Genomic DNA, 19703 nt, shown 5'->3' with positions numbered 1-19703 from the left:
GCGAGCGTCGCGGGCTCCTGCGCTACTGCATGCGCGCCTGCCCGCCGTTCCCGGTTTGCGCGGCTTCGAGCGGGCGTGCGGGTGGCGCGGCGGACGATTGCAGTTGCGGCTGGCCCGGCGGCAACGGTGGCAGTCCCGGTACGCCCGTTGGCCCACTCAATGACGCAGCGCCCGAGGCCTCGCTCGACTTCGAGCCGCGATAGACGATCACAGCTGGTGCGGCAGAACGCGCCACTGCGGCGCGCTTCGTAGTGATTTGCGCCGCATGCAAGGCGCGGGACACGTCGCCGCCCCATACCGGCGGCGTTTGCGGCGCTGTAGTGTCGGCTGGCTGCTGCTGACGGTCCTTGGTGGCGAAGCTGCGCAACGCGAGCGACAGCGTGCCCAGATGGGTCGCGACTGCAATCACCTGGGCGTTGTGCGGCGTCACCTCGAAAGTGACGGTGCGCGCGCGCGTATCGGCTTGCGCGGTGTTGTCCTTCGGGCGCTGAAAGGCTGAGCCGACCGCGAGCACACGTACGCGATTGACCACGGTCTCTGCTTCGACCGATCGACCGGCCTCGACGGTGTTCTTTTCGGAATCGCTCAGCGTTTGGGTGAGCAGCACGTCCACGTAGTCGCCAGGCTGAATCAGCCCGGCGTTGCCCGTTACGTCGTCGATCGCAACGGAGATCGCGCGCATGTCGGGCTTGAGTGCCGCGGCGAGAAAGCCCGGCGCGTTAGGCGAGATTACATCGCCGGGTCCCAGCACTGTGCCGGCTCGTACGGCATGACGCAGTACGTCGCCCTTGAGGTCGCTGTCCGCGTCGCCGTTGCCCGTCTGGCCTTCGACGAGCGCCCCCGCCGGAGCCTGTCCGCGCGGCACGCTTTTCCAGACGAGGTCGCTATCGCGCAGCAGCAGACCGTCGGGCAAATCGGCGGCAGCGGCGCGAATGCGCTGCGTCCCGCGTGAACCTGCGGCACCCGGATGCGACGCCGAGATATAAAGCGTGCGCAGAACGAGCGCGCCAATGATCGCGACGACGACGAGTCCGGCAAATTTGAGGATTCGCGACATGGCGGCGAACTGTCCTAGACGATGGGGGAGCTATGCGCGAGCGGCGCCCACACTGCCGCGCCCCCACCGAGCGCCAGCGCTACGCCGTAAGGCACGCCGCGCGCGCGCGACAGACATGACAGCCAGTGCAACGCCCGAATGCGGCGGTACAGGGGATCGGCCGCGATGATGGCAAGGCCCAATACCAGGCCGCAAACCGATACGATGACGAAGACGGGCGCCGCGAGGGACGGGCCCGCCCAAAGGAAGACCGCTGCGGCGAATTTCACGTCACCGCCTGCGATCCATCCGAACCGGAACAGCAGCGCGGATGAAACAAACGCGCTCGCCGCCATGCCGAGGTGGCTGAAAAATGTGGAAACGCCGACTCCAACAAGCGCTGCGGCGACGCAATAGAGACCGGCGACGACGAGCACCGCACTGTTGGGCAGGCGTCGGAACAGCAGATCGGACACCGCCAGTGAGGTCAACGCAAGGCAGGTCGCCAGCTTTACCGTGTACAGCATGTTGGTTTGCCTACGCTCAGCTATGCATTTGCACGAGGGATGCGGCGGGAACATTGGAGAACTAATGTTCCCGCCAATTCGATCGCGATGCGGTTAGATTGCTGCTGTCACTTTGTCGGTCAGAGCCTTAAATACGGTCGACAGAGCCGGGCTGAATGTGGTGCCCACGGCCACAACCGCAACGATGATGATGCCCGCGAGCACGGCGTACTCGAGTGCGCTGACGCCGCGTTCATCACGCGACAGGGACTTGATGAATTGCACCATAAGCAGCTCCTGTGTTGAGTCCGTTTACTTGGGAAAACGAGACAACGGAAAATGCGGATCGCATCCGTCCAGATGTGCTATCGGCAGATCGAGGGAAGTCTTTAATCTCCGAAACCGTGACCTCGCCGATCTGCTACTGCACATTGGAGCACTCGCAGCGGCAAGTCGAATCACCGAGGTGCGGTCAAAAAGCGTCGCAATTCGACTGTATGTGTTTCGTAAGATGACGGGCGTTGGCCTGCGGGCAAAAGTGGCTGGTCCTTGGCGGGGACGTCTATCGCGCATCGTCAGATGGACGAAGTCTTGAGCCCACGCATGGGAAGCAACGTCGACGGCCGTCGATCATGCGCATCGTGCTGCTGGAGGTCGCGCCCGAAAAGGCAGGGCTCGCGTCGGGCGTGATTTCGTCGACATTGCAGATCGGCTCGGCGTTCGGCACGGCCGCTATCAGCGGCGCGTTCTTCGACGCAGTGGGTGCGGCGGGTGCTGAAGAAGTGGCGCCTGCCCGCTACGCCCACGCGTTCCAGTTGAGTCTTGCGATCAACGCCGTGCTGATGTTCGTCTGCATCGGCTCGAGCGTGCTGCTCGTGCGGCACCAGCAAACCGCCTTGGGGCGGGCCGCCGCAGCCGCTTGAAAATTGCCGTGCAGGTAATCGTTTTCATAGCTGTGTCTCCGCGGAAAATCATTATGCTTTTCACACGAAATTCATTTTAATTGCGATTGTATTTACCGGTGATTGAGCAGTTCACAGGTAATTCGGCGGGGCGGGCCAAATGGACGGCGACCGCGCAACATTCGAAATTGTTTCATTAATGAAGCATTTTCGCCCATGCATTTTCTACCCGACGCCAGATCTGGAGCAGTAAGTCTTGCGGTCTGTGCGTTGCCGCACCGTCAAGGCTGGGACGGCGTACTGAGATCGCTCCGGTTTAACCCGGAATTGCGGTGCGTCAAATTGTCTTTCCGCGTTTTATGAAATCGGTATCAATAAAAAGCACTTGCCGTATTTAATTTCGATTGTTAATCTGAACGCGTTTAGAGGTATCCCTCAATAGGGCTTAGTCGATAGACGGCGCAATGACTTGAATACTGCTAACGGTTCCGTAGAGGATTGATATGCTGACCGCTACCATTGACACGCTTACACCGCCTCCCGCCCGGTTCTCAATCGGCGACGTGGTCACGTTGAAAGACGGCGGCCCGCGCATGACTGTTACGTATGCGGGCCCGGTGGCGCTCAATCCCGGCGACAGGCTGATCTGCGAGTGGTTCGACGACCACGGCGAACTGCGTCGCGAAGTATTCGCGCCCTCCAGCGTGCGCGCCGAGCCGCGTTCCATTCCGGCGGGCTCTGTGCAGTGGAACCGGATCGGCCGCGCGGCATAACGGCTGCTGTTCTGCTTCTGGTTCTGCTGCCGCTTTCCCGGGCTTACTCCTGCGAACCATCCCGCGTTGTGCTGCGCCGTTGCACGCGCAGCAACAGCGCGGACGAAAATGCGCGCATGCGCATTAGCTTGCGTTTTTCCTCCACGTCGCCCGCAAGGTTCTTCGGCGGGTTCGGCTGCAACGACCAGTAAAGCGCGAGCAGCCATCCAAGAACGGTCCACCCAAGGCACGCGTTGAATAGCGCGAGCGTCAGCACGTCGACGCGTTTGCGACGATCGGCCAGAATCGCCGGCAGGAAATACAGCGCCAGCGCGATCATCACGGCGATGATCTGAACGACGGCCGTGTCATTCATATGTCGCCTCCCGAAATACGGCTCGCCTCGCGGCGACCGAGGTCAACGTTCCGCATACGGTGCGGGCCTGCGCGCGCAGTTCATTCACCCGCATTTCATTCACCAATTGTCGCGCGATTGTCTGACGCGTGCAGCCTGAATGAAAGCCTGGCGATGCAGACGCCAGTCGTGCACGCCGCCGTCCAGCAGTCCGACAGCACGCCCCACGGCACGCCCCACGGCACGCACTACATCACACGGACGTGCGACGAGGACTTCAGCACCGCGGGCATCAGGACTATCATGTTCGTTTCGCTCGAACGAAACCGAACCCTGTTACGGACCGCCATCATGATCTCCGACGATACGACCCAGCAGGCTGAACGCCTGAACCCCGACACGCTGCGCGAATTCGTGGACCGCAAATGGAACGACGAGATCGTGCCTGCGCTGACCGACTACATTGCGGTGCCGGCCAAGAGCCCGGCATTCGATCCCGAGTGGGTCAAGCACGGTTACCTGGAACGCGTGATTACCGACGCCGCGCAATGGGTCGAGCAGCAGCCGGTACGCGGGCTGAAACTCGAGATCGTTCGGCTGCCGGGCCGCACGCCGGTGATTTTCTTCGAGACGCCGGCAACACGTTCAGGTAGCGACGAAACCATCGTGCTGTACGGCCACCTCGACAAGCAGCCGGAATTCGACGGCTGGCGCAAGGATCTTGGCCCGTGGACGCCGAAGCTCGAAAACGACAAGCTCTACGGCCGCGGCGGCGCCGACGACGGCTATGCGATCTACGCGAGCATTACCGCGCTCGCCGCGTTGGACGCGCAAGGTGTCGAGCGGCCGCGCTGCGTCGGGCTGATCGAAACCTGCGAAGAGTCGGGCAGCTACGATCTGCTGCCTTACGTAGACGCATTGCGCGAACGGCTCGGCAACGTCGGCCTCGTCGTCTGCCTCGATTCGGGGGCGGGCAATTACGATCAGCTGTGGCTTACCACGTCGTTGCGCGGGCTCGTCGCCGGCGACCTGGAAGTGCAGGTGCTGGACGAAGGCATTCACTCGGGCGGTTACGGCGGTATTGCGCCGTCGAGCTTCCGCATCATGCGGCAGTTGTTCGACCGTCTGGAAGACTCCGCTAACGGAACGCTGCTGCCCAAGGGTTTTCACAGCCCGATTCCCGCCGACCGTCTGCGCGAAGCCGAAGCCACCGCGCAAATTCTCGGCGACGACGTGTGGAAGAAGCTGCCGTGGGCATGCGGTCAGGACGGCCGTCAGGTGCTGCCCACCACGACCGATCCGAAGGAGGCGTTGCTCAACTCGACGTGGCGTCCGTCATTGTCGGTGACTGGTGCCGCCGGTTTGCCCGCACTCGCCGACGCCGGCAACGTGCTGCGCCCGCGCACCGCGTTCAAGCTGTCGCTGCGTCTGCCGCCGCTGATTGAAGCGGAAAAGGCCGTTGCGGAACTCAAGGCGCTGCTGGAACTCGACCCGCCGTACAACGCGAAGGTGACATTCAAGCCGGACGCCGGAGCGGCGAGCGGCTGGAGCGCGCCCGACCTCGCGCCTTGGCTCGCGACCGCGCTCAACAATGCATCGCGCGAACATTACGGCGCCGACGTCGCATACATTGGGCAGGGTGGCACCATCCCGCTGATGAACGTGCTGAAGGCCGGCTTTCCGAAGTCGCAGTTCATGGTATGCGGCGTGCTCGGACCGAAGTCGAATGCGCACGGGCCGAACGAATTCTTGCATGTGCCGTACGGCAAGAAGCTCACGGCCGCGGTTGCGCAGGTGATCGCCGCCGCGCCGTGACCGGTTTTTGCCGGCCTGTTGCGGCTCCCGTTCCACTTGAGTTGCCATTATTGCGTTGCCATTACTAACTAGCGCCCCGATTCGAATGACCGACAAAGAGCTCGCTGGATCCACCACGCCCCGCATTGCGGCCGATCAACTACACGCCTTCGTCCGGGCGATCTGGGAGCAGGCGGGCAGCGCGCCACGCGAAGCCGAACTGGTCGCGGATCATCTGGTGGCGGCGAATCTGACCGGGCACGACTCGCACGGCGTCGGCATGATTCCGCGCTACGTGGCGTCGCTTGCCGACGGGCAACTGCAACTGAACCTGCATGCCGACGTCGTAAAAGACGCGGGTGCCGTTCTCACGGTCGAAGGCCGCAAAGGCTTCGGCCAGGTAGTCGCGTTCGAGGCGATGGAAGAGGGCATCGCGCGAGCCCAGCGCATTGGCATCTGCGCAGTCGGGCTGCGCGACGCGCATCATATCGGCCGCATCGGTCACTGGGCCGAGCAATGCGCGCGAGCGGGGCTCGTGTCGTTCCACTTCGTCAATGTGGCGGGCGACCCGCTCGTCGCACCGTTTGGCGGCGCGGACCGCCGCATCGGCACCAACCCGTTTTGCGCGGCTTATCCGCGGCGCGGCAAGCCGCCGCTCGTGCTCGATTTCGCGACGAGCACCGTGGCGTACGGCAAGACGCGCGTCGCTTACAACCAGGGCAAGCAGGTGCCGCCGGGCGCGTTGATCGACCATGAAGGGGTGCCGACGGCCGATCCCAAAGTCATGCACGAGGAGCCGTTCGGTTCGCTGACGCCGTTCGGCGGCCATAAGGGTTTCGGGCTTGCCGCCATGTGCGAGATATTCAGCGGCGCGCTGGCGGGCGGCTTCACCACGCACGCGGACACGCTCGGCACCACCAGCGCAATCATCAACTGCATGCTGTCGGTCATCATCGACCCGGCGGCGTTCGACGCCCCTGACGCGCAAGCAGAAGCCGACGCGTTCATCGCGTGGGTGAAAGACTCACCGCTCGCTGCGGGCGTCGATCATATCTATGAGCCTGGCGAGCCGGAGCGCGTCACGCGCGCGGAGCGCGAAGCCCAAGGCATTCCGGTCGATGCCGCTACATGGACGCAAATCTGCACGGCCGCGCTCGCTGTCGGCATGCACGCCGACGAGGTCGCGCGCCGGTCGGCGTTGCTCAAATAGCATCGCCTGGATAATGAGCAAATTGCCGCTTATGCAATATAGATATTCCGTCTGTTGGACCACGAATAAAAAAATATTCGCAAGCGGCATTTTCGACTGCGCCGCCTAATCGGCGTGCCTTGCTTTTTCTTTCGAATTCGCGGGCGAATTCCGGCTTCGCTCGTCCGCTAATTGCATTGGGCGCCTGCACTCAATGTCGTGCAATGTCGCGCATCGTCGCCGCGCAAGCGTTTGCGGTGCGGCGCACGCCGGGGGGATGTCAGGCACCGTTGTGACGCCCGTCGCGCAAGGCTTCGAGATTTCGTTGCATTGATCTGTTGGTTATCCCGCTCCCATCCGAATCCGGTCTGCTTTAGGCTCGCATTGCAATATCAGTGTTTAACCCTAAAGGACCGTTCAAAATGAATCTGCATAACCACCACGCCTGCCGCCCGTTCCTCGAAGCCGGCAATCTGTCACAAGTCTCGGCTTACTACGAAGAAGGCCGTAATGTCATGTGGATGATGCTGCGTGCGCAGCCGCGTCCGTGTTTCAATCTGGATCTGGTCCACGACATTCTCGGACTCGCGCAGGCCGCACGGGAGTCAGGCTTGCCCATCGACTTCTGGGTGACCGGCTCGCTGATCCCCAACATTTACAACGTGGGCGGCGACCTGGATTTCTTCGCCGATGCGATTCGCTCGGGCAAGCGTCAGGCGCTGATGGCATACGCACGTGCCTGCGTCGATTGCGTGCATGCGGCGGCGCGCGGCTTCGATACGGGCGCGATCTCCATTGCGATGGTCGAGGGCACGGCGCTAGGCGGCGGCTTCGAGGCCGCGCTTGCACATCACTTCCTGCTCGCGCAATCGGACGCGCGCATGGGCTTTCCCGAGATCGCGTTCAATCTGTTCCCCGGCATGGGCGGCTATTCGCTCGTCGCGCGCAAGGCCGGCATGCGTCTCGCCGAGGAACTGATCGGCGTGGGCGAACCGCACACGGCGGAATGGCATCGGGAGAAGGGTCTAGTCGACCAGTTGTTCGAACCGGGCGACGCGTATGTAGCGACCCGCACGTTCATCGACACGCTCAAGCCGAAGATGAACGGCATCCGCGCGATGTTGCGGGCGCGTCAGCGCGTGCTGCAATTGCCGCGCGCCGAACTGATGGAAATTACCGAAGATTGGGTGGACGCCGCCTTCATGATCGACGAGAAGGACCTGGCCTTCATGGAGCGGCTCGTGACGCTGCAAAACCGCCGCACGGCCAACTTGCGGCAGACGGCTGCCAGCGCGGCCAATTTCGGCTGACTCAATCCACTTGCGGCCGACGCGCGCCCGTTGCGACACTCAGGCCGCAAGCTCAGGCGATCAGCCTGAGCTTCTGCCTGTCCTGCAACCAGCGCTCGAAGTCCGCGGCCGGCATTGGGTGAGCGTACAGATAACCCTGCACGTATTCGACGCCCAGCCCTTTCATGAAAGTTTCTTCGGACTCGGTTTCGATTCCTTCGGCGACGACCTTGAAATCGAGTTCCTGCGCAACTACCACCATGGAGCGGACGAGTGCTTGCGCTTTGGTGTCGGCGTTGATTGAACGCACGAAGCTGCGATCGAGCTTGATTACATCGAGCGGAATGCGGCCCAACTGCGATAGCGACGAATAACCGGTGCCGAAGTCGTCCAGATGCACTTGCGCGCCCAGTTGACGGAACTGCTTGATCAGGTCGATGGCTGCGGCTTCGTCCTCGATCAGGCAGCTCTCGGTGAGTTCCACGTCGACGAGACATGGTTCCAGCTTCGCCTGCTGAAGCGCTTCGGTGAAGTGGCGTACTACCGCCGTATCCACCAGTTGCCGCGCCGACACATTGATCGCGATGCGCAGGTTGTAGCCGTCCGCTTGCCATTTTGCCGCCTGTTTCGCGGCCGTTTGCATGACCCAGCGGCCGAGCACGCCGATCAAGCCGGACTCTTCGGCATAACGAATGAACTCTGTCGGCATGATCTGCCCGCGTTCCGGCGAATTCCAGCGGACCAGCGCTTCCACGCCCTGCACCGCGCCGGTTGAAAGCAGCAGCTTGGGTTGATAGTGCAGCGTCAGCTGGCCATCTTCGAGGCCGCGCCGCAGGTTCGTGTCGAGCCACATGTACTCGGCGACCTTGCGGTTCATCTCCGGCGAAAACACGCGGTGCGTGCGTTTGCCTTCGTCTTTCGCGACATACATGGCCGTATCGGCCGAGCGTATCAGCGACTCCAGGTTGTCGCCGTGTTCCGGATAACGCGCAATGCCGATCGAACAGCCCGTATAGACTTCGACGAGGCCGAGGCTGAACGGCGTGCGCATGCGTTCGAGGATGCGCTGCGCGGTTGCCTCCAGTTCATGCGCCGTGCCTTTTGCCGCGAGCACGATGAACTCGTCGCCGCCGAGCCGCGCGAGTGTGTCGCCTTTGTTCAGGCACATGCCGATCGCGGCCGACACGTCGCGGATCAGACGGTCGCCGAACACGTGGCCGTAGTGATCGTTGACCTTCTTGAAGTTATCCAGATCGAGAAAAAGCACGCCCACCGATTCGCCGGGCGCCGTTTCCTCGATCGCGGTGCGGATCTTGTCCTGGATCGCATTGCGATTGGGCAGGCCGGTGAGCGAATCCGTGTTGGCAAGCTGCGTGAGACGCTCCTGCGCAAGGCGTTCCTCGGTGATGTCCGTGCCCGAGCAGATCAGGTACTGCTCGTCTACACCACTGCCGCTTTGCACGAACTTGTTGCGAAAGAGAAAGAGCCGTTCGCCGTGCAGTGTCTTGATGCGCCGTTCGACTTCGTACGACACGCCGCGATTGAAGAAGCCCGCAATGTTCTGGCTCGACGCCGCGCCGTCTTCCGATGACATGAAAAGCGCCCACACGTTGCGCCCGACAATGTTCTCTTCCTTGACGCCCGTGAGTTCTTCCGCCAGCCGGTTAAAGCGCTGGATTCGCCCGTGCCGGTCGACGATCACGACAACCGAATTCACTTCGGACACGACCTGCTCGGCGAACGACAAGCCATGCATCAGATCGCGCGCGACAGATTCGGTGTCGTCATAAGCCGACGCGGTGCCGGCCCAACTGCCGCTGTTGATCTTTCTGCCGACGAGGTGCAAACGCAGAGGCTCGCCGAACAGCCGCACGTCGAGAACCAGGTGAGACGTAATGCCAGTGAGGCAACGAATTTGCGATGCCTGCTGAGGATTGAGCGGAATGGCAACATTGGCTGGCATATCGCCAGTGACTGGTGTCAGTTCGAGCGCGTTGCTGTCGCTCGACAGACGCCAGCAAGGGCTGCTTGTGCCGAACTGCGCAAAAAGCACCTGCTCGTGATGGTCGTCATTCATGGGATCCCCGGGCGGTGTACCGTTTCGGCCTGATGGCGGATGACGGCAGACAGTCTCATCATACTTAAAGACGGCCCATTGTAGCGAAGCGGCTGAAATTCGGGCCATAAACATGAAAGGTTCGTGGTTGGCCAAACCGCGCGCGTCGGTAAAAAAGCGCGGGTAAAGATGCTACGCCAGGCAGTCTTTACGGATGTGGCGCGTCAAAACCTGCGAGTGAGCCAACTGCGCGCGCGCTCGCGCTCCGTCGGGCTCGCCTCGACCGACGGTTCGAACCAGAACGCGCCTGCTGCGAGCGTCGCGATGACGACGCCATCGCGGTACAGCACACGATTGCCGGCGACCGCCGGAACGCGTTGCCCAACCAGCAGCGTGCCAACCAGATTCAGCGGATCGGCGCCGCCGACGCACACAAAAGCACCATCGTTCGCATGCCGTCGGACCTCGCGCAACAACGGAATTGCCTCGGGCAACGCGAACTGTTCGCCAGCGAGTCCATTGACGAAGCGTCCGCCGCGAATCACGCCGCGCGCTTCGAGCCGCTGATAGACGCGCAGCAGATCGCGCCATGGCGGGAGCCAGTCGGCTTCACGTTCGAGCACGCGCCAGAACACGACGCCGTAGCGCCGCAGCAACGTCATCGCGACATGTTCGAGCGTGTCGGGCGGCAACTGGCGGCGCCGCTGCTGCTGCGGCCGGTCCGGTTGCGCGGCGGCTTCCCCACTCGTGGCAATGCACGCGCGCCGGTTAACGAGCGCCCAGCGTCCCGCGTCGTCCATTCCGCCGATCAGCGCGCCCAATCCCATACTCGATCTTGCGCGCCGGCTGCCCGAATACGCGTTGCGTTTCGCTGCCGGTTTGAGCAGCGCGCGCAGGCCCGCGAAACTGTCGGAGTTGACGAGACCGGCCGCCACCAGTTCGCCCAGCGCATTCTCCAGTTCGATACGCAATACGCGAAGTTCGTGCAGCAATTCATCGAAGAACATCGCGCCGTGTTGCGACAGCGTGTCGTACACAGATTGAGCGCGCGCCGATAGCTCCGGCTGCCGCTCGGCGTCGATCAGCGCGCTCCACGCACGTACCTGCGGGCGGGGCAGCAGCACGATAGGCGTGCTGCGCACCGGGCCGGCCGCGCTGCGCGAGCGCTCCGTCAAGCGCGTCCAGACGATCTTGCCCGCGCGGCACAGTTCGTCGAGCGAAGTATTCGAATAGGCCTTCACGCGCGCGGGCAGAATGTCTTCTTCCCAGGCGCTTGCTGCGGCCTCGAAGCCTTCCATCTGTTCCAGAACGGCGGCGAGCGCGTCGCGTCCCTCACTGCGCGTCTCCGGCGTCAGGTGCTGCCATTCGAACAGAAAGCGCATGAAGTCGTGCCGTTCCACGGGCTCGATCTCGCGCCGCAACCGTTTGACGGTGTAACGGTGAATGCGCGCGAGAAGGTGGCGCTCACACCATTCCTCTTCCGACGTGTTCGGCGTGAAACGTCCACGCATCACATAGCCTTCCGCTTCGAGACGGCCAAGCGCCTGTTCGACCGATGTCCGCGGCAGCTTCAGCGCATCTGCAATCGCGTCGGCGGGCAGCGGGCCGAAACCGGTCAGCCGGGCGCGCAGTACGTCGAGGAGCGCGTCGTCGGCGCTCCATTCGTCGGTGTAGCCTCTCGGCGCGGTGAGCGGCGGCGTAAAGCGCGCCCCACTGTTCGTAGTGCCGCTGTTCCCGCTGCGATAGAGCGCGTCGAAACAGGTCAGCCGTTCGGCAGGGAGCCACAGTGCCGCGTCCGCGGCGATCTCGAGACGCGTCGCTCGGCCCGATTGAGCGAGCGACGCAAGCCATTCCGGCCAGCTCTCGTTGTGCTGCGCCTCGGCCTCGGTAATGCATGCAAGACCTGTCAGCGCTTCGTGCATTTCGTCGATGCTGCGTGCCTGCGGCCATGCTTCGTCGCGCACGCTCGCGATCGCGTCGGCGTCGAGCGCGCCGAGGTCGTCGGCGCTCGCGGGATCGGTCCAGCGGCGATTGAGCACGGCCTGAGTGCGGCGCTCCTCGATGGGGGCATCGTCGAGATACGCGTAGGGTTTTGCGTTGAGTATTTCGGCGGCAAGCGGCGAGGGCGCCGGCAGATCACGTGCAACAAGCCGCACGTCGCCATTTTCCATTCGGCGCAGCAGCGCGAGCCAGCGCTCGCTGTCCATTGCGTCGTGCAGGCAGTCGTCGACGGTCTGATCGACTAACGGATGATGCGGCAGTTCGCGCTCGCCGACCACGTTCTCCAGACACGCGGCCTGTTCGGGAAAGACGCTCGTCAGCAGATCTTCGCTGCGCATGCGCTGCAATTGCGGCGCTGTTTTGCGGCCGCCGGTATAGCGCGGCAAACCGAGCGCGGTGGTCGCGTTCCAGCGCCAGCGCACGCCAAAGAGCGGCGCATCGAGCAAGGCCTGAATCAGCAGACGCTCGGCACTATTCGAATGGAGGTAGCGCCACACTTCATCGAGCACGAACGAATGGCTGCCGGTCAGAGACAGCACGATCGCGTCCTCGGTGGCCGCGGCCTGCAGTTCGAAATTGAACTGGCGGCAAAAGCGCTTGCGCAGCGCGAGGCCCCACGCGCGATTCACGCGGCTGCCGAACGGCGCATGAACAACGAGCTGCGTGCCGCCCGATTCGTCGAAGAAGCGCTCCATCACCAGCGTGTCTTGCGTTGGCAGAACACCAAGGGCGGCGCGCGCCCGCGCGAGATAGTCGACGATCTGGCGCGCGGCCGCTTCGTCGAGACCAAGTTCGGCGATGAGCCAGTCGATTGCACGTTCGAGCCGCGCAGGCATGGGATTCGGTGCTTCAGCGGTTGCGCCCGGCACCTGTTCCGAAGCGATCGCCTTCGAAGCGGCGTCTCTCGCCTGTGCGTTCGCGAGCGGCGTCGCCGCGTCGTCGTCGGATGCGAGCAGACGCGCGATCTGCTCGCGCAGGCGCGCTACGCCGAACGACAGTTCGTCGCTGCGGCCAGGCGCTTCGCCGAGCCAGAACGGGATGTTGGGCGGCTGCCCTTGTGCGTCTTCGACACGCACACGGCCACTTTCGATGCGCAGAATCCGGTACGACGCGTTGCCGAGCTGGAACACGTCGCCGGCGAGACTTTCGACCGCGAAGTCTTCGTTGACCGTGCCGATATTGACCGCCTGCGGTTCCAGCACCACCGCATAGTCGGCGTTCTCGGGAATCGTGCCGCCCGAGGTGACTGCCACGAGCTTGCCGCCGCGCCGGCCGCGCAGCGTGCCGCTGACCACGTCGCGATGAATGTACGCGGCGCGCGGTCCGTTGCGGCTCGTGTAGCCCTCGGCAAGCATGCGCAGCACTGCGTCGTACTGCTCGCGAGCCAGTTCCGCGTACGGCGCGGCACGACGTATCAGGTCGAATAGCGCGTCCTCGCTCCATTCGGTGCTCGACACTTCGGCGACGATCTGTTGCGCGAGTACATCGAGCGGCGCACGCGGAATGCGCAGCGCGTCGAGTTCGCCGCGCCGCACGCAATCGAGCAGCGCCGCGCATTCGATCAGATCGTCGCGCGAAGTGGGGAAGAGTCTGCCTTTCGGCATGCCGCCGACATGGTGGCCCGAGCGCCCCACGCGTTGCAGGAACGGCGCGATGGCGCGCGGCGAACCCATCTGGCAGACCAGATCGACGTCGCCGATATCGATACCCAGTTCGAGCGAAGCGGTCGCGATCAGCACCCGCAGTTCACCGCGCTTGAGCCGCTGTTCGGCGTCGAAGCGATGCTCTTTGGCGAGGCTGCCGTGGTGAGCGGCCACCGCGTCCTTGCCGAGCCGCTCGGTCAGATGACGCGCGGCGCGCTCGGCCATGCGCCGCGTGTTCACGAAGATCAGCGTCGTGCTGTGCAGCGCGACGAGTTCCGCGAGTCGGTCATAAACGCGCTCCCAGACTTCGTTCGGCATCACCGCTTCGAGCGGCACCGGCGGGATTTCCAGCGCCAGGTCGCGTTCGCGGATGTGGCCTACGTCGATGATCGCGCAGTCGGCGGGTATGTCGCTGTCGACCGGCGCGCCGCCTACGAGAAATCGTGCCACTGCGCTCACCGGCTTTTGCGTCGCGGACAGGCCGATGCGCGGCAGGCGTCGCCCGCACAGCGCGTCGAGCCGTTCGAGACTGAGCGCGAGGTGGCTGCCGCGCTTGCTGCCGGCGAGCGCATGAATTTCGTCGACGATCACCGTACGCACCGTGCACAGCATGCGCCGGCCGGAGTCGGAGCCGAGCAGCACGTAAAGCGATTCCGGCGTGGTGACGAGAATATGCGGCGCGCGCTTTTTGAGCGCATTGCGTTCCTGCTGCGTGGTGTCGCCGGTGCGCACGGCGGTGCGGATGTCGAGTGGCGGCAGGCCGCGCGCGTCGAGTTCGTCCGCAATGCCCTGTAGCGGCACTTGCAGGTTCAGGCGAATGTCGTTCGACAATGCCTTGAGCGGCGAGACGTAGACCACCAGCGTTTCGTCGGGCAACGCGCCGTTGTTCGCGAGACCTTGCTGGACGAGGTCGTCGAGTGCGGAGAGGAATGCGGTGAGCGTTTTGCCGGAGCCCGTGGGTGCGGCGACCAGGGTCGAGCGGCCCTGGCGAATCTGCGGCCAGGCAGCGGCCTGCGCGTCGGTCGGCGCGGGAAAGGACTTCAGGAACCAGCCTGCAACCGCCGGATGAAAGCCCGCGAGCGCGGCGTGCGCGGCGGTGCGCTCCACCAGCGAGGCCGGGCGCGCGCGAGGCGCGTCGGCTGCGGTGGCTGGGTTGGCGGTCGTGGTGCTCGCTGAAGTGCTCACTGAGGCGGTCACTAGGGTCATGCGTGGTTAGATGGGGACGCGACGCCCGATATCCAGACGACGGCATTGGTCGTACCCGTTGCCGGCGCGAACCAAAGTCGCGCAATCAGTGGCCAGTCTGGCAGGTTTGGACGGCGTTTGCCAAATGGCCTGGCAGCGGTTGCCGGCGGGTGTCGGCGTTCCGAAAGCGACGGCAGTCCCCGCCTGCTCGACGGCGTCAATTGCAGTACTCTTTACGGCTCACCTGTGCACTCATCCACGATGGAGTTTCGACAATGCGATACAACCAGCTTGGCCGTACCGGGGTTTTTGTTTCCGAACTTTGTCTGGGCACGATGACCTTCGGCGGCGGCGAAGGCATGTGGAAGCAGATCGGCGATTTGCAGCAGGCCGACGCGGAGCGGCTCGTCGGCCGGGCGCTCGACGCGGGCATCAATTTCGTCGACACGGCCGACGTCTACGCCGAAGGCCTGTCCGAGCAGATTACCGGCCAGGCGCTGAAAAACCTCAAGGTGCCGCGCGACAAGGTCGTGGTGGCGACCAAGGTTTTCGGCCCGACCGGCGAGTTTCCGAACGCGCGCGGCGCGTCGCGCTATCACATCATCGACGGAATGAAGGCCAGTTTGAAACGCCTGCAGCTGGATCACGTCGACCTGTATCAGATCCACGGTTTCGACCCGGCGACGCCGATCGAGGAAACCGTGCGCGCGCTCGATACGCTCGTGCAGCACGGTCACGTGCGCTATGTCGGCGTGTCGAACTGGGCGGCGTGGCAGATCGTGAAGGCGCTCGGCATAGCGGAGCGTTTGGGAACCGCGCGCTTCGAAACGCTGCAGGCGTACTACACGGTTGCAGGCCGCGACCTGGAACGCGAACTCGTGCCGATGCTGCAAAGCGAAGGGCTCGGGCTCATGGTGTGGAGTCCGCTCGCGGGTGGATTGCTGAGCGGCAAATACGGGCGTGAGCAGCAGGGCGAAGCGGGCAGCCGCCGCACGACATTCGACTTTCCGCCGGTCAACCGCGATCGTGCGTACGACTGCATCGACGCGATGCGGGAGATTGCCGAGGCAAAGCACGTGTCGGTCGCGCAGATCGCCCTTGCGTGGCTGCTGCATCAACGGGTGGTGACTTCGGTGATCGTCGGCGCGAAGAAGGTCGAGCAACTGGACGACAACATCGCGGCGACCGGCGTCGCGCTCACCGCGGACGAGCTCGCAAGGCTCGATCAGGTGAGCGCGCTGCCTGCCGAGTATCCCGGCTGGATGCTGGCGCGCCAGGGCGAAGCGCGCCGCAAGCAGCTCGAGGAGGCGCGCCGTCTGGTGGTTTGAGGCCGCCTGCGTGTGCCGGGCGATCGTCCGGCGCTTGCGACGGACGCACGATGCAGCGACGAACCTCCGGTGCTGAAGGGGCCCCCAGCGAAGACACCCGGCGCGTTAAACCGATGCGTCGGCGGAATACGCCGCCACCGCGTCCATCGTGCGGGCCGAGTAGACCATCGTCGCGCCGGCGTTCATCGCGACCGCTACGCCGAGTGCTTCGGCTATTTCCTCGCGGGTCGCGCCTTGCTTCAGCGCTTCGGCCGTATGCACCGTGATACAGCCGTCACAGCGCAAACTCACGGCCACCGCGAGCGAGATCAGTTCGCGCGTCTTCGCGCCCAGCAGGTCGTTCTTCTGACCGGCGTTGGACAACGTCTGATAGCCCTTCACGGTGTCCGGCGACAGCTTGCCGATTTCGCCGATGCGGCCAAACAGCTGCTTGCGGTATTCGGTCCAGTTCAACATGGCAATGCTCCTTCGTCTATGGGGTGTCGGCGGTTGCCGGCGCCATGGACAAAGTATTGCGCGGGACGGCGACATCCTGAATACTCGACTGGCTCAACATTTAGCGCGGACGTCTCATGGATACGCTCAGCCGGTTACTCGACCTTGCGCGACCGCAAGCCAGTCTGGATTTGCGATGCCTGCTCACCGGCGGGTTCGATGTCGACCATGCGCCGATGGATCCCGGCATTGCGCCGTTCCATCTGGTGCTGGCAGGGTCGTGCGTGATCGAGATGGCGGACGGCGCGCAGGTGCGCCTGCAGACCGGCGATTTCATGCTGTTTCCACGCGGCGCGGCACATCGCGTGAGAGATGTCGAGCTGAGCGCCGTCAGCGCGCCGCTGGTCATGAGTCACGACGGCCTGCTGCCGGTCAAGCGAAACGACGGCCGGGGGATTGGGAAGGCTGCGGAGCGGGAAGGTCTGGACGGCAAGTCCGTGAGTGGCGAAGAAGTTACCGCTGATGTCATGACCGCCCACACGGACGCTGCCCGCGGCGGCGCAGAGCACACCACGGCGAACAGCACCGATCTCGACCTGCTCTGCGGCCGCTTCGCCTACACGCCGGGTTCGTCGGCGTTGCTGCTGAATGCGCTGCCCGATCCGTTCCTTGTGTCGCTCGGCGGCGTCCGCACGCTCGCCCCATTGCAGACGGTGATCGGGTTGATGCGCGACGAGGCGGGCCAACGCCGGCCCGGTGCGCTCGCCATCGTCACAGCGCTGAGTCAGGCGCTCTTCGGCATGGCGTTACGCGTACACGGCGAGCAGGCCGATTCGACTCCCGGCATGCTGTCGCTGCTGGCCGACCCGCGTCTATCGGCGTCAGTGCAGGGCATGTTGAGCGCGCCGCAGCGCGCGTGGACCATTGCTGAATTGGGCGAGCTTGCCGCGATGTCGCGCGCCACTTACGCACGGCGTTTCAACGAACGCGCCGGTATGACCGTGATGGATTTCCTCACGCAGATTCGCATGACCATCGCTTGCGACCTGCTGCGCCGCACGCAGCGCAGCGCGGCGGAAATCGGCGAGGCGGTGGGTTATCAGTCTGAAGCCGCGTTCGGCAAAGCGTTTCAGCAAAGCGTCGGCGTAACACCGGGACGCTACCGGCGCCATCCACAGCAAAGCGCGTTGGACGTGTCTTCATGAACCGGCGGTGCCGCTCAGCGCGCCTTGCCGGGCGTGCTGAACCAGCGCTGCTCCGCCCGCGACATCAACCACGCGACCAGCAGCGCGCATACGGTGCCGAGCGTGACTTCGCCGAGGCGCAACAAGGCTTTGTCCCATGCCGGGCCAATGCCCGGTACCAGCAGCATGATGGTGGCCGTGATCCCGCCGAGCCGCGCCGCGCTGCCGACGTTCACGATCCAGCACAGCACGATGGCCACTGCCACCGTCGCCGCGTAGGCCGCAAAATAGCCGTGGCCGAGCGTCGCGCCGGCAAGGCCGCATAAGCCGCCGACCATTGCGCCGATGAACTGGTCGCGCGACAGCTTGCGCGTGTCGACATAGCTGTGCTGGCTCACTGCAATGGCGGTGATCGCCGCCCAGAATGCCTGCTCGGTATGCAGCGCCTGGCCGATTTCGAACGCGAGGCTCGCGCCCGCCACGGCCTGGAACGCCATCAGGCTGCCTTCGGTGAGCCGCTCCGCGAACGGCAGCGATTTGAGGAACGCGAAAAGCGATTCGGCGGCGCTTGCGCGCGTCGTTTTTGCTGGATCGTCGTGAGGAGTCATTGAATCGCGGGGTTCAGAAGCTGCGAAAGCTGCAAGGGAGCCGGACGCTGCAAATGCTGCCAGCGCAGCGAACGGGCCCCGTATTCTAGCTTTCGCTATGACGCAGGCGCCGATAGCGGTTCATGAGCGGCGTCGCCGATACCCCGTGGATGACCACCGAAGCCGTGACCACGGCGAGCGCGAGCGGCACGAGCGGCGTGATAGACGCGGCCGGACCGTGTTCCAGCGAATAAGCCAGATAGTAGAACGAGCCCACGCCGCGAATGCCGAACCAGCTCATCAGGCGCCTTTGCGTCGGCATGGCGTCGGAGCCGAGCAACGACAACTCGACGGACGCGGGGCGCACGAAAACGAATAGCGCGACGATAAGCGCAAACGCCTGCCATGTGAGAAGCGGCACGTCCAGCGTCGCGAGCACGTTGCCGACCATGGCCATGATGATGACCTCAGCAATGCGTTCGAGCTCGATCGTGAATCCCAATACGGACTCGGTCATGAAGGCGTGGGCTTTCTCGGGATCGGACGCAGTGGCTTCGACATTTTTCGAATCGACGGTGCCGATCGTCTCGCGAGGCGAGGCCCCGCCGCTCGCCCCATATTCGACGCGACGCATCGACACGCCAGCCGCGAACACGGCGAGAAAGCCGTAAGTCTGAGCAAACTGCGCGGCGCCGAACGACAAGCCGATCAGCCCGAGCGCAAAAAAGCCTTCCAGACCGAGCGCGTGCGCATGGCGCGTGCGCAGCCAGGCGACCGCGTGCGTCGTGACCCAGCCGAGTACACCGCCTATCGCGAGTGCGCCCAATACACCCCACACGACACTGCCGGCAAACTCCAGGTTCAGCACGTCGCCAGCGTCGGCTCCTTGCACTGCGCAGATGGCGAGACCCACCATCGCAAACGGCAACGCTATGCCGTCGTTCAGGCCGCCTTCGCCGGAAAGCGCGAAGCGCAGCAAATCGTGGTCGCCGGGGTCGTGCACCTGCACGTCGTGGGCGAGCACCGGGTCGGTCGGCGCGAGAATAGCGGCCAGCAGGGTGGCTGGCCCCCAGCCGAGATTCAGAACGTAGACGCAGAAGAGGGTGAGGAGCGGCACGGTCGCCAGCATCGCGAGGAAGCCTAGGCGGAGCGGCACCATCCACAGTCTGTCGAGCACACCCACGCGTAAGCGCAGTCCAATAGCGAACAGCGACACCAGTAGCGCGATTTCGGTGACGGTGCGCAGCAGATGCGCATCGACGACCATGTCGAGATGCAGCAGATCGAAGCCGGGCGGCCCGAGCGCGTAGCCGAGCGCAACATAGAACATGGCCGCGCTGACGGGCAGGCGGCGGAGGGTCGTCGCGGCCACGCCCATGAAAACGAGCACGGCGCCGACGATGAGGAACCACAAAGTTTCGTGCATGAGCATCGGGTTAGAGCCGACATGCGAAAGGCGCA

The 19703-nt window shown here is 64.0% G+C and carries 15 protein-coding genes and 1 pseudogene; 7 read left to right on the top strand and 9 right to left on the bottom strand.

Annotated features, from left to right (window positions below; translation table 11 throughout):
* Positions 1–22: 22 nt before the first annotated feature.
* The 3 genes from cpaB to OH764_RS25095 form a co-directional block, all read right to left on the bottom strand.
* Positions 23–1057, bottom strand: a complete 1035-nt coding sequence (cpaB, locus tag OH764_RS25105; RefSeq protein WP_498848904.1) for a Flp pilus assembly protein CpaB — start codon at positions 1055–1057, stop codon at positions 23–25.
* A 14-nt stretch (positions 1058–1071) separates the two neighbouring features.
* Complete coding sequence (locus tag OH764_RS25100) at positions 1072–1563, bottom strand: A24 family peptidase (RefSeq protein ID WP_498848903.1); 492 nt, start codon at positions 1561–1563, stop codon at positions 1072–1074.
* Between the two features lie 93 nt (positions 1564–1656).
* Entirely contained in the window at positions 1657–1830 is a 174-nt protein-coding gene (locus tag OH764_RS25095; protein WP_498848902.1) for a Flp family type IVb pilin, read from the bottom strand.
* Positions 1831–2165: 335 nt separating this feature from the next.
* Between OH764_RS25095 and OH764_RS25090 the strand changes: the two are divergent.
* Together OH764_RS25090 and OH764_RS25085 are read left to right on the top strand one after the other, a co-directional pair.
* A pseudogene (locus OH764_RS25090) lies at positions 2166–2465 on the top strand (MFS transporter); the annotation flags it as partial.
* Between the two features lie 482 nt (positions 2466–2947).
* Positions 2948–3217, top strand: a complete 270-nt coding sequence (locus OH764_RS25085; RefSeq protein WP_498848901.1) for a YodC family protein — start codon at positions 2948–2950, stop codon at positions 3215–3217.
* A 43-nt stretch (positions 3218–3260) separates the two neighbouring features.
* Here the strand turns inward: OH764_RS25085 and OH764_RS25080 are convergent, their stop codons facing one another.
* A complete protein-coding gene (locus OH764_RS25080) occupies positions 3261–3572 on the bottom strand; it encodes a superinfection immunity protein (protein ID WP_498848900.1) in 312 nt (103 codons plus the stop codon).
* Positions 3573–3902: 330 nt separating this feature from the next.
* Between OH764_RS25080 and OH764_RS25075 the strand changes: the two genes are divergently transcribed.
* From OH764_RS25075 to OH764_RS25065, 3 genes are all read left to right on the top strand, one after another.
* Entirely contained in the window at positions 3903–5366 is a 1464-nt protein-coding gene (locus tag OH764_RS25075; protein WP_498851286.1) for a M20 family metallopeptidase, read from the top strand.
* A gap of 85 nt (positions 5367–5451) precedes the next feature.
* Positions 5452–6555 carry a dehydrogenase gene (locus tag OH764_RS25070; protein ID WP_498848899.1) on the top strand — a complete coding sequence of 368 codons (1104 nt, stop codon included), beginning with the start codon at positions 5452–5454 and terminating at the stop codon, positions 6553–6555.
* 401 nt (positions 6556–6956) lie between these two features.
* The gene (locus OH764_RS25065; protein ID WP_498848898.1) at positions 6957–7844 is read left to right on the top strand and encodes a crotonase/enoyl-CoA hydratase family protein; all 888 of its coding nucleotides are present in this window, start codon (positions 6957–6959) and stop codon (positions 7842–7844) included.
* A 52-nt stretch (positions 7845–7896) separates the two neighbouring features.
* On the opposite strand, the gene pdeR is transcribed toward OH764_RS25065, so the two are convergent.
* Both pdeR and OH764_RS25055 read right to left on the bottom strand, forming a co-directional pair.
* Positions 7897–9900 (bottom strand): cyclic di-GMP phosphodiesterase, encoded by a 2004-nt coding sequence (pdeR, locus tag OH764_RS25060; protein WP_498848897.1) that lies wholly within the window; start codon positions 9898–9900, stop codon positions 7897–7899.
* Between the two features lie 203 nt (positions 9901–10103).
* A complete protein-coding gene (locus OH764_RS25055) occupies positions 10104–14708 on the bottom strand; it encodes a DEAD/DEAH box helicase (protein ID WP_498848896.1) in 4605 nt (1534 codons plus the stop codon).
* Positions 14709–14983: 275 nt separating this feature from the next.
* Between OH764_RS25055 and OH764_RS25050 the strand changes: the two genes are divergently transcribed.
* Entirely contained in the window at positions 14984–16036 is a 1053-nt protein-coding gene (locus OH764_RS25050; RefSeq protein WP_498848895.1) for an aldo/keto reductase, read from the top strand.
* Positions 16037–16141: 105 nt separating this feature from the next.
* On the opposite strand, the gene OH764_RS25045 is transcribed toward OH764_RS25050, so the two are convergent.
* Positions 16142–16492 (bottom strand): carboxymuconolactone decarboxylase family protein, encoded by a 351-nt coding sequence (locus OH764_RS25045; protein ID WP_498848894.1) that lies wholly within the window; start codon positions 16490–16492, stop codon positions 16142–16144.
* Between the two features lie 116 nt (positions 16493–16608).
* On the opposite strand from OH764_RS25045, the gene OH764_RS25040 reads away from it, so the two are divergent.
* A complete protein-coding gene (locus OH764_RS25040; RefSeq protein ID WP_498848893.1) occupies positions 16609–17676 on the top strand; it encodes an AraC family transcriptional regulator in 1068 nt (355 codons plus the stop codon).
* Positions 17677–17690: 14 nt separating this feature from the next.
* Here the strand turns inward: OH764_RS25040 and OH764_RS25035 are convergent, their stop codons facing one another.
* Both OH764_RS25035 and OH764_RS25030 read right to left on the bottom strand, forming a co-directional pair.
* A complete protein-coding gene (locus OH764_RS25035; protein WP_498848892.1) occupies positions 17691–18263 on the bottom strand; it encodes an FUSC family protein in 573 nt (190 codons plus the stop codon).
* An 85-nt stretch (positions 18264–18348) separates the two neighbouring features.
* Positions 18349–19668, bottom strand: a complete 1320-nt coding sequence (locus tag OH764_RS25030; RefSeq protein WP_498848891.1) for a cation:proton antiporter — start codon at positions 19666–19668, stop codon at positions 18349–18351.
* Between the last annotated feature and the right edge of the window lie 35 nt (positions 19669–19703).

This window comes from Burkholderia sp. M6-3, assembly GCF_050858985.1.
In the GTDB taxonomy this organism is placed as follows: Bacteria; Pseudomonadota; Gammaproteobacteria; order Burkholderiales; family Burkholderiaceae; genus Paraburkholderia; species Paraburkholderia caledonica.
The sequence above is the reverse complement of the archived record's forward strand: the minus strand, read 5'-3'. Positions and strand labels throughout refer to the sequence as shown.

What these genes read in the sequence shown, in the direction of transcription:
- OH764_RS25065 (WP_498848898.1), top strand. Translation starts at nt 6,957, where the DNA reads ATGAATCTGCATAACCACCACGCCTGCCGCCCGTTCCTCGAAGCCGGC.
- OH764_RS25030 (WP_498848891.1), bottom strand. Translation starts at nt 19,668, where the DNA reads ATGCACGAAACTTTGTGGTTCCTCATCGTCGGCGCCGTGCTCGTTTTC.
- OH764_RS25095 (WP_498848902.1), bottom strand. Translation starts at nt 1,830, where the DNA reads ATGGTGCAATTCATCAAGTCCCTGTCGCGTGATGAACGCGGCGTCAGC.
- OH764_RS25035 (WP_498848892.1), bottom strand. Translation starts at nt 18,263, where the DNA reads ATGACTCCTCACGACGATCCAGCAAAAACGACGCGCGCAAGCGCCGCC.
- OH764_RS25085 (WP_498848901.1), top strand. Translation starts at nt 2,948, where the DNA reads ATGCTGACCGCTACCATTGACACGCTTACACCGCCTCCCGCCCGGTTC.
- OH764_RS25080 (WP_498848900.1), bottom strand. Translation starts at nt 3,572, where the DNA reads ATGAATGACACGGCCGTCGTTCAGATCATCGCCGTGATGATCGCGCTG.
- OH764_RS25070 (WP_498848899.1), top strand. Translation starts at nt 5,452, where the DNA reads ATGACCGACAAAGAGCTCGCTGGATCCACCACGCCCCGCATTGCGGCC.
- OH764_RS25075 (WP_498851286.1), top strand. Translation starts at nt 3,903, where the DNA reads ATGATCTCCGACGATACGACCCAGCAGGCTGAACGCCTGAACCCCGAC.
- cpaB (WP_498848904.1), bottom strand. Translation starts at nt 1,057, where the DNA reads ATGTCGCGAATCCTCAAATTTGCCGGACTCGTCGTCGTCGCGATCATT.
- OH764_RS25040 (WP_498848893.1), top strand. Translation starts at nt 16,609, where the DNA reads ATGGATACGCTCAGCCGGTTACTCGACCTTGCGCGACCGCAAGCCAGT.
- OH764_RS25100 (WP_498848903.1), bottom strand. Translation starts at nt 1,563, where the DNA reads ATGCTGTACACGGTAAAGCTGGCGACCTGCCTTGCGTTGACCTCACTG.
- pdeR (WP_498848897.1), bottom strand. Translation starts at nt 9,900, where the DNA reads ATGAATGACGACCATCACGAGCAGGTGCTTTTTGCGCAGTTCGGCACA.
- OH764_RS25045 (WP_498848894.1), bottom strand. Translation starts at nt 16,492, where the DNA reads ATGTTGAACTGGACCGAATACCGCAAGCAGCTGTTTGGCCGCATCGGC.
- OH764_RS25050 (WP_498848895.1), top strand. Translation starts at nt 14,984, where the DNA reads ATGCGATACAACCAGCTTGGCCGTACCGGGGTTTTTGTTTCCGAACTT.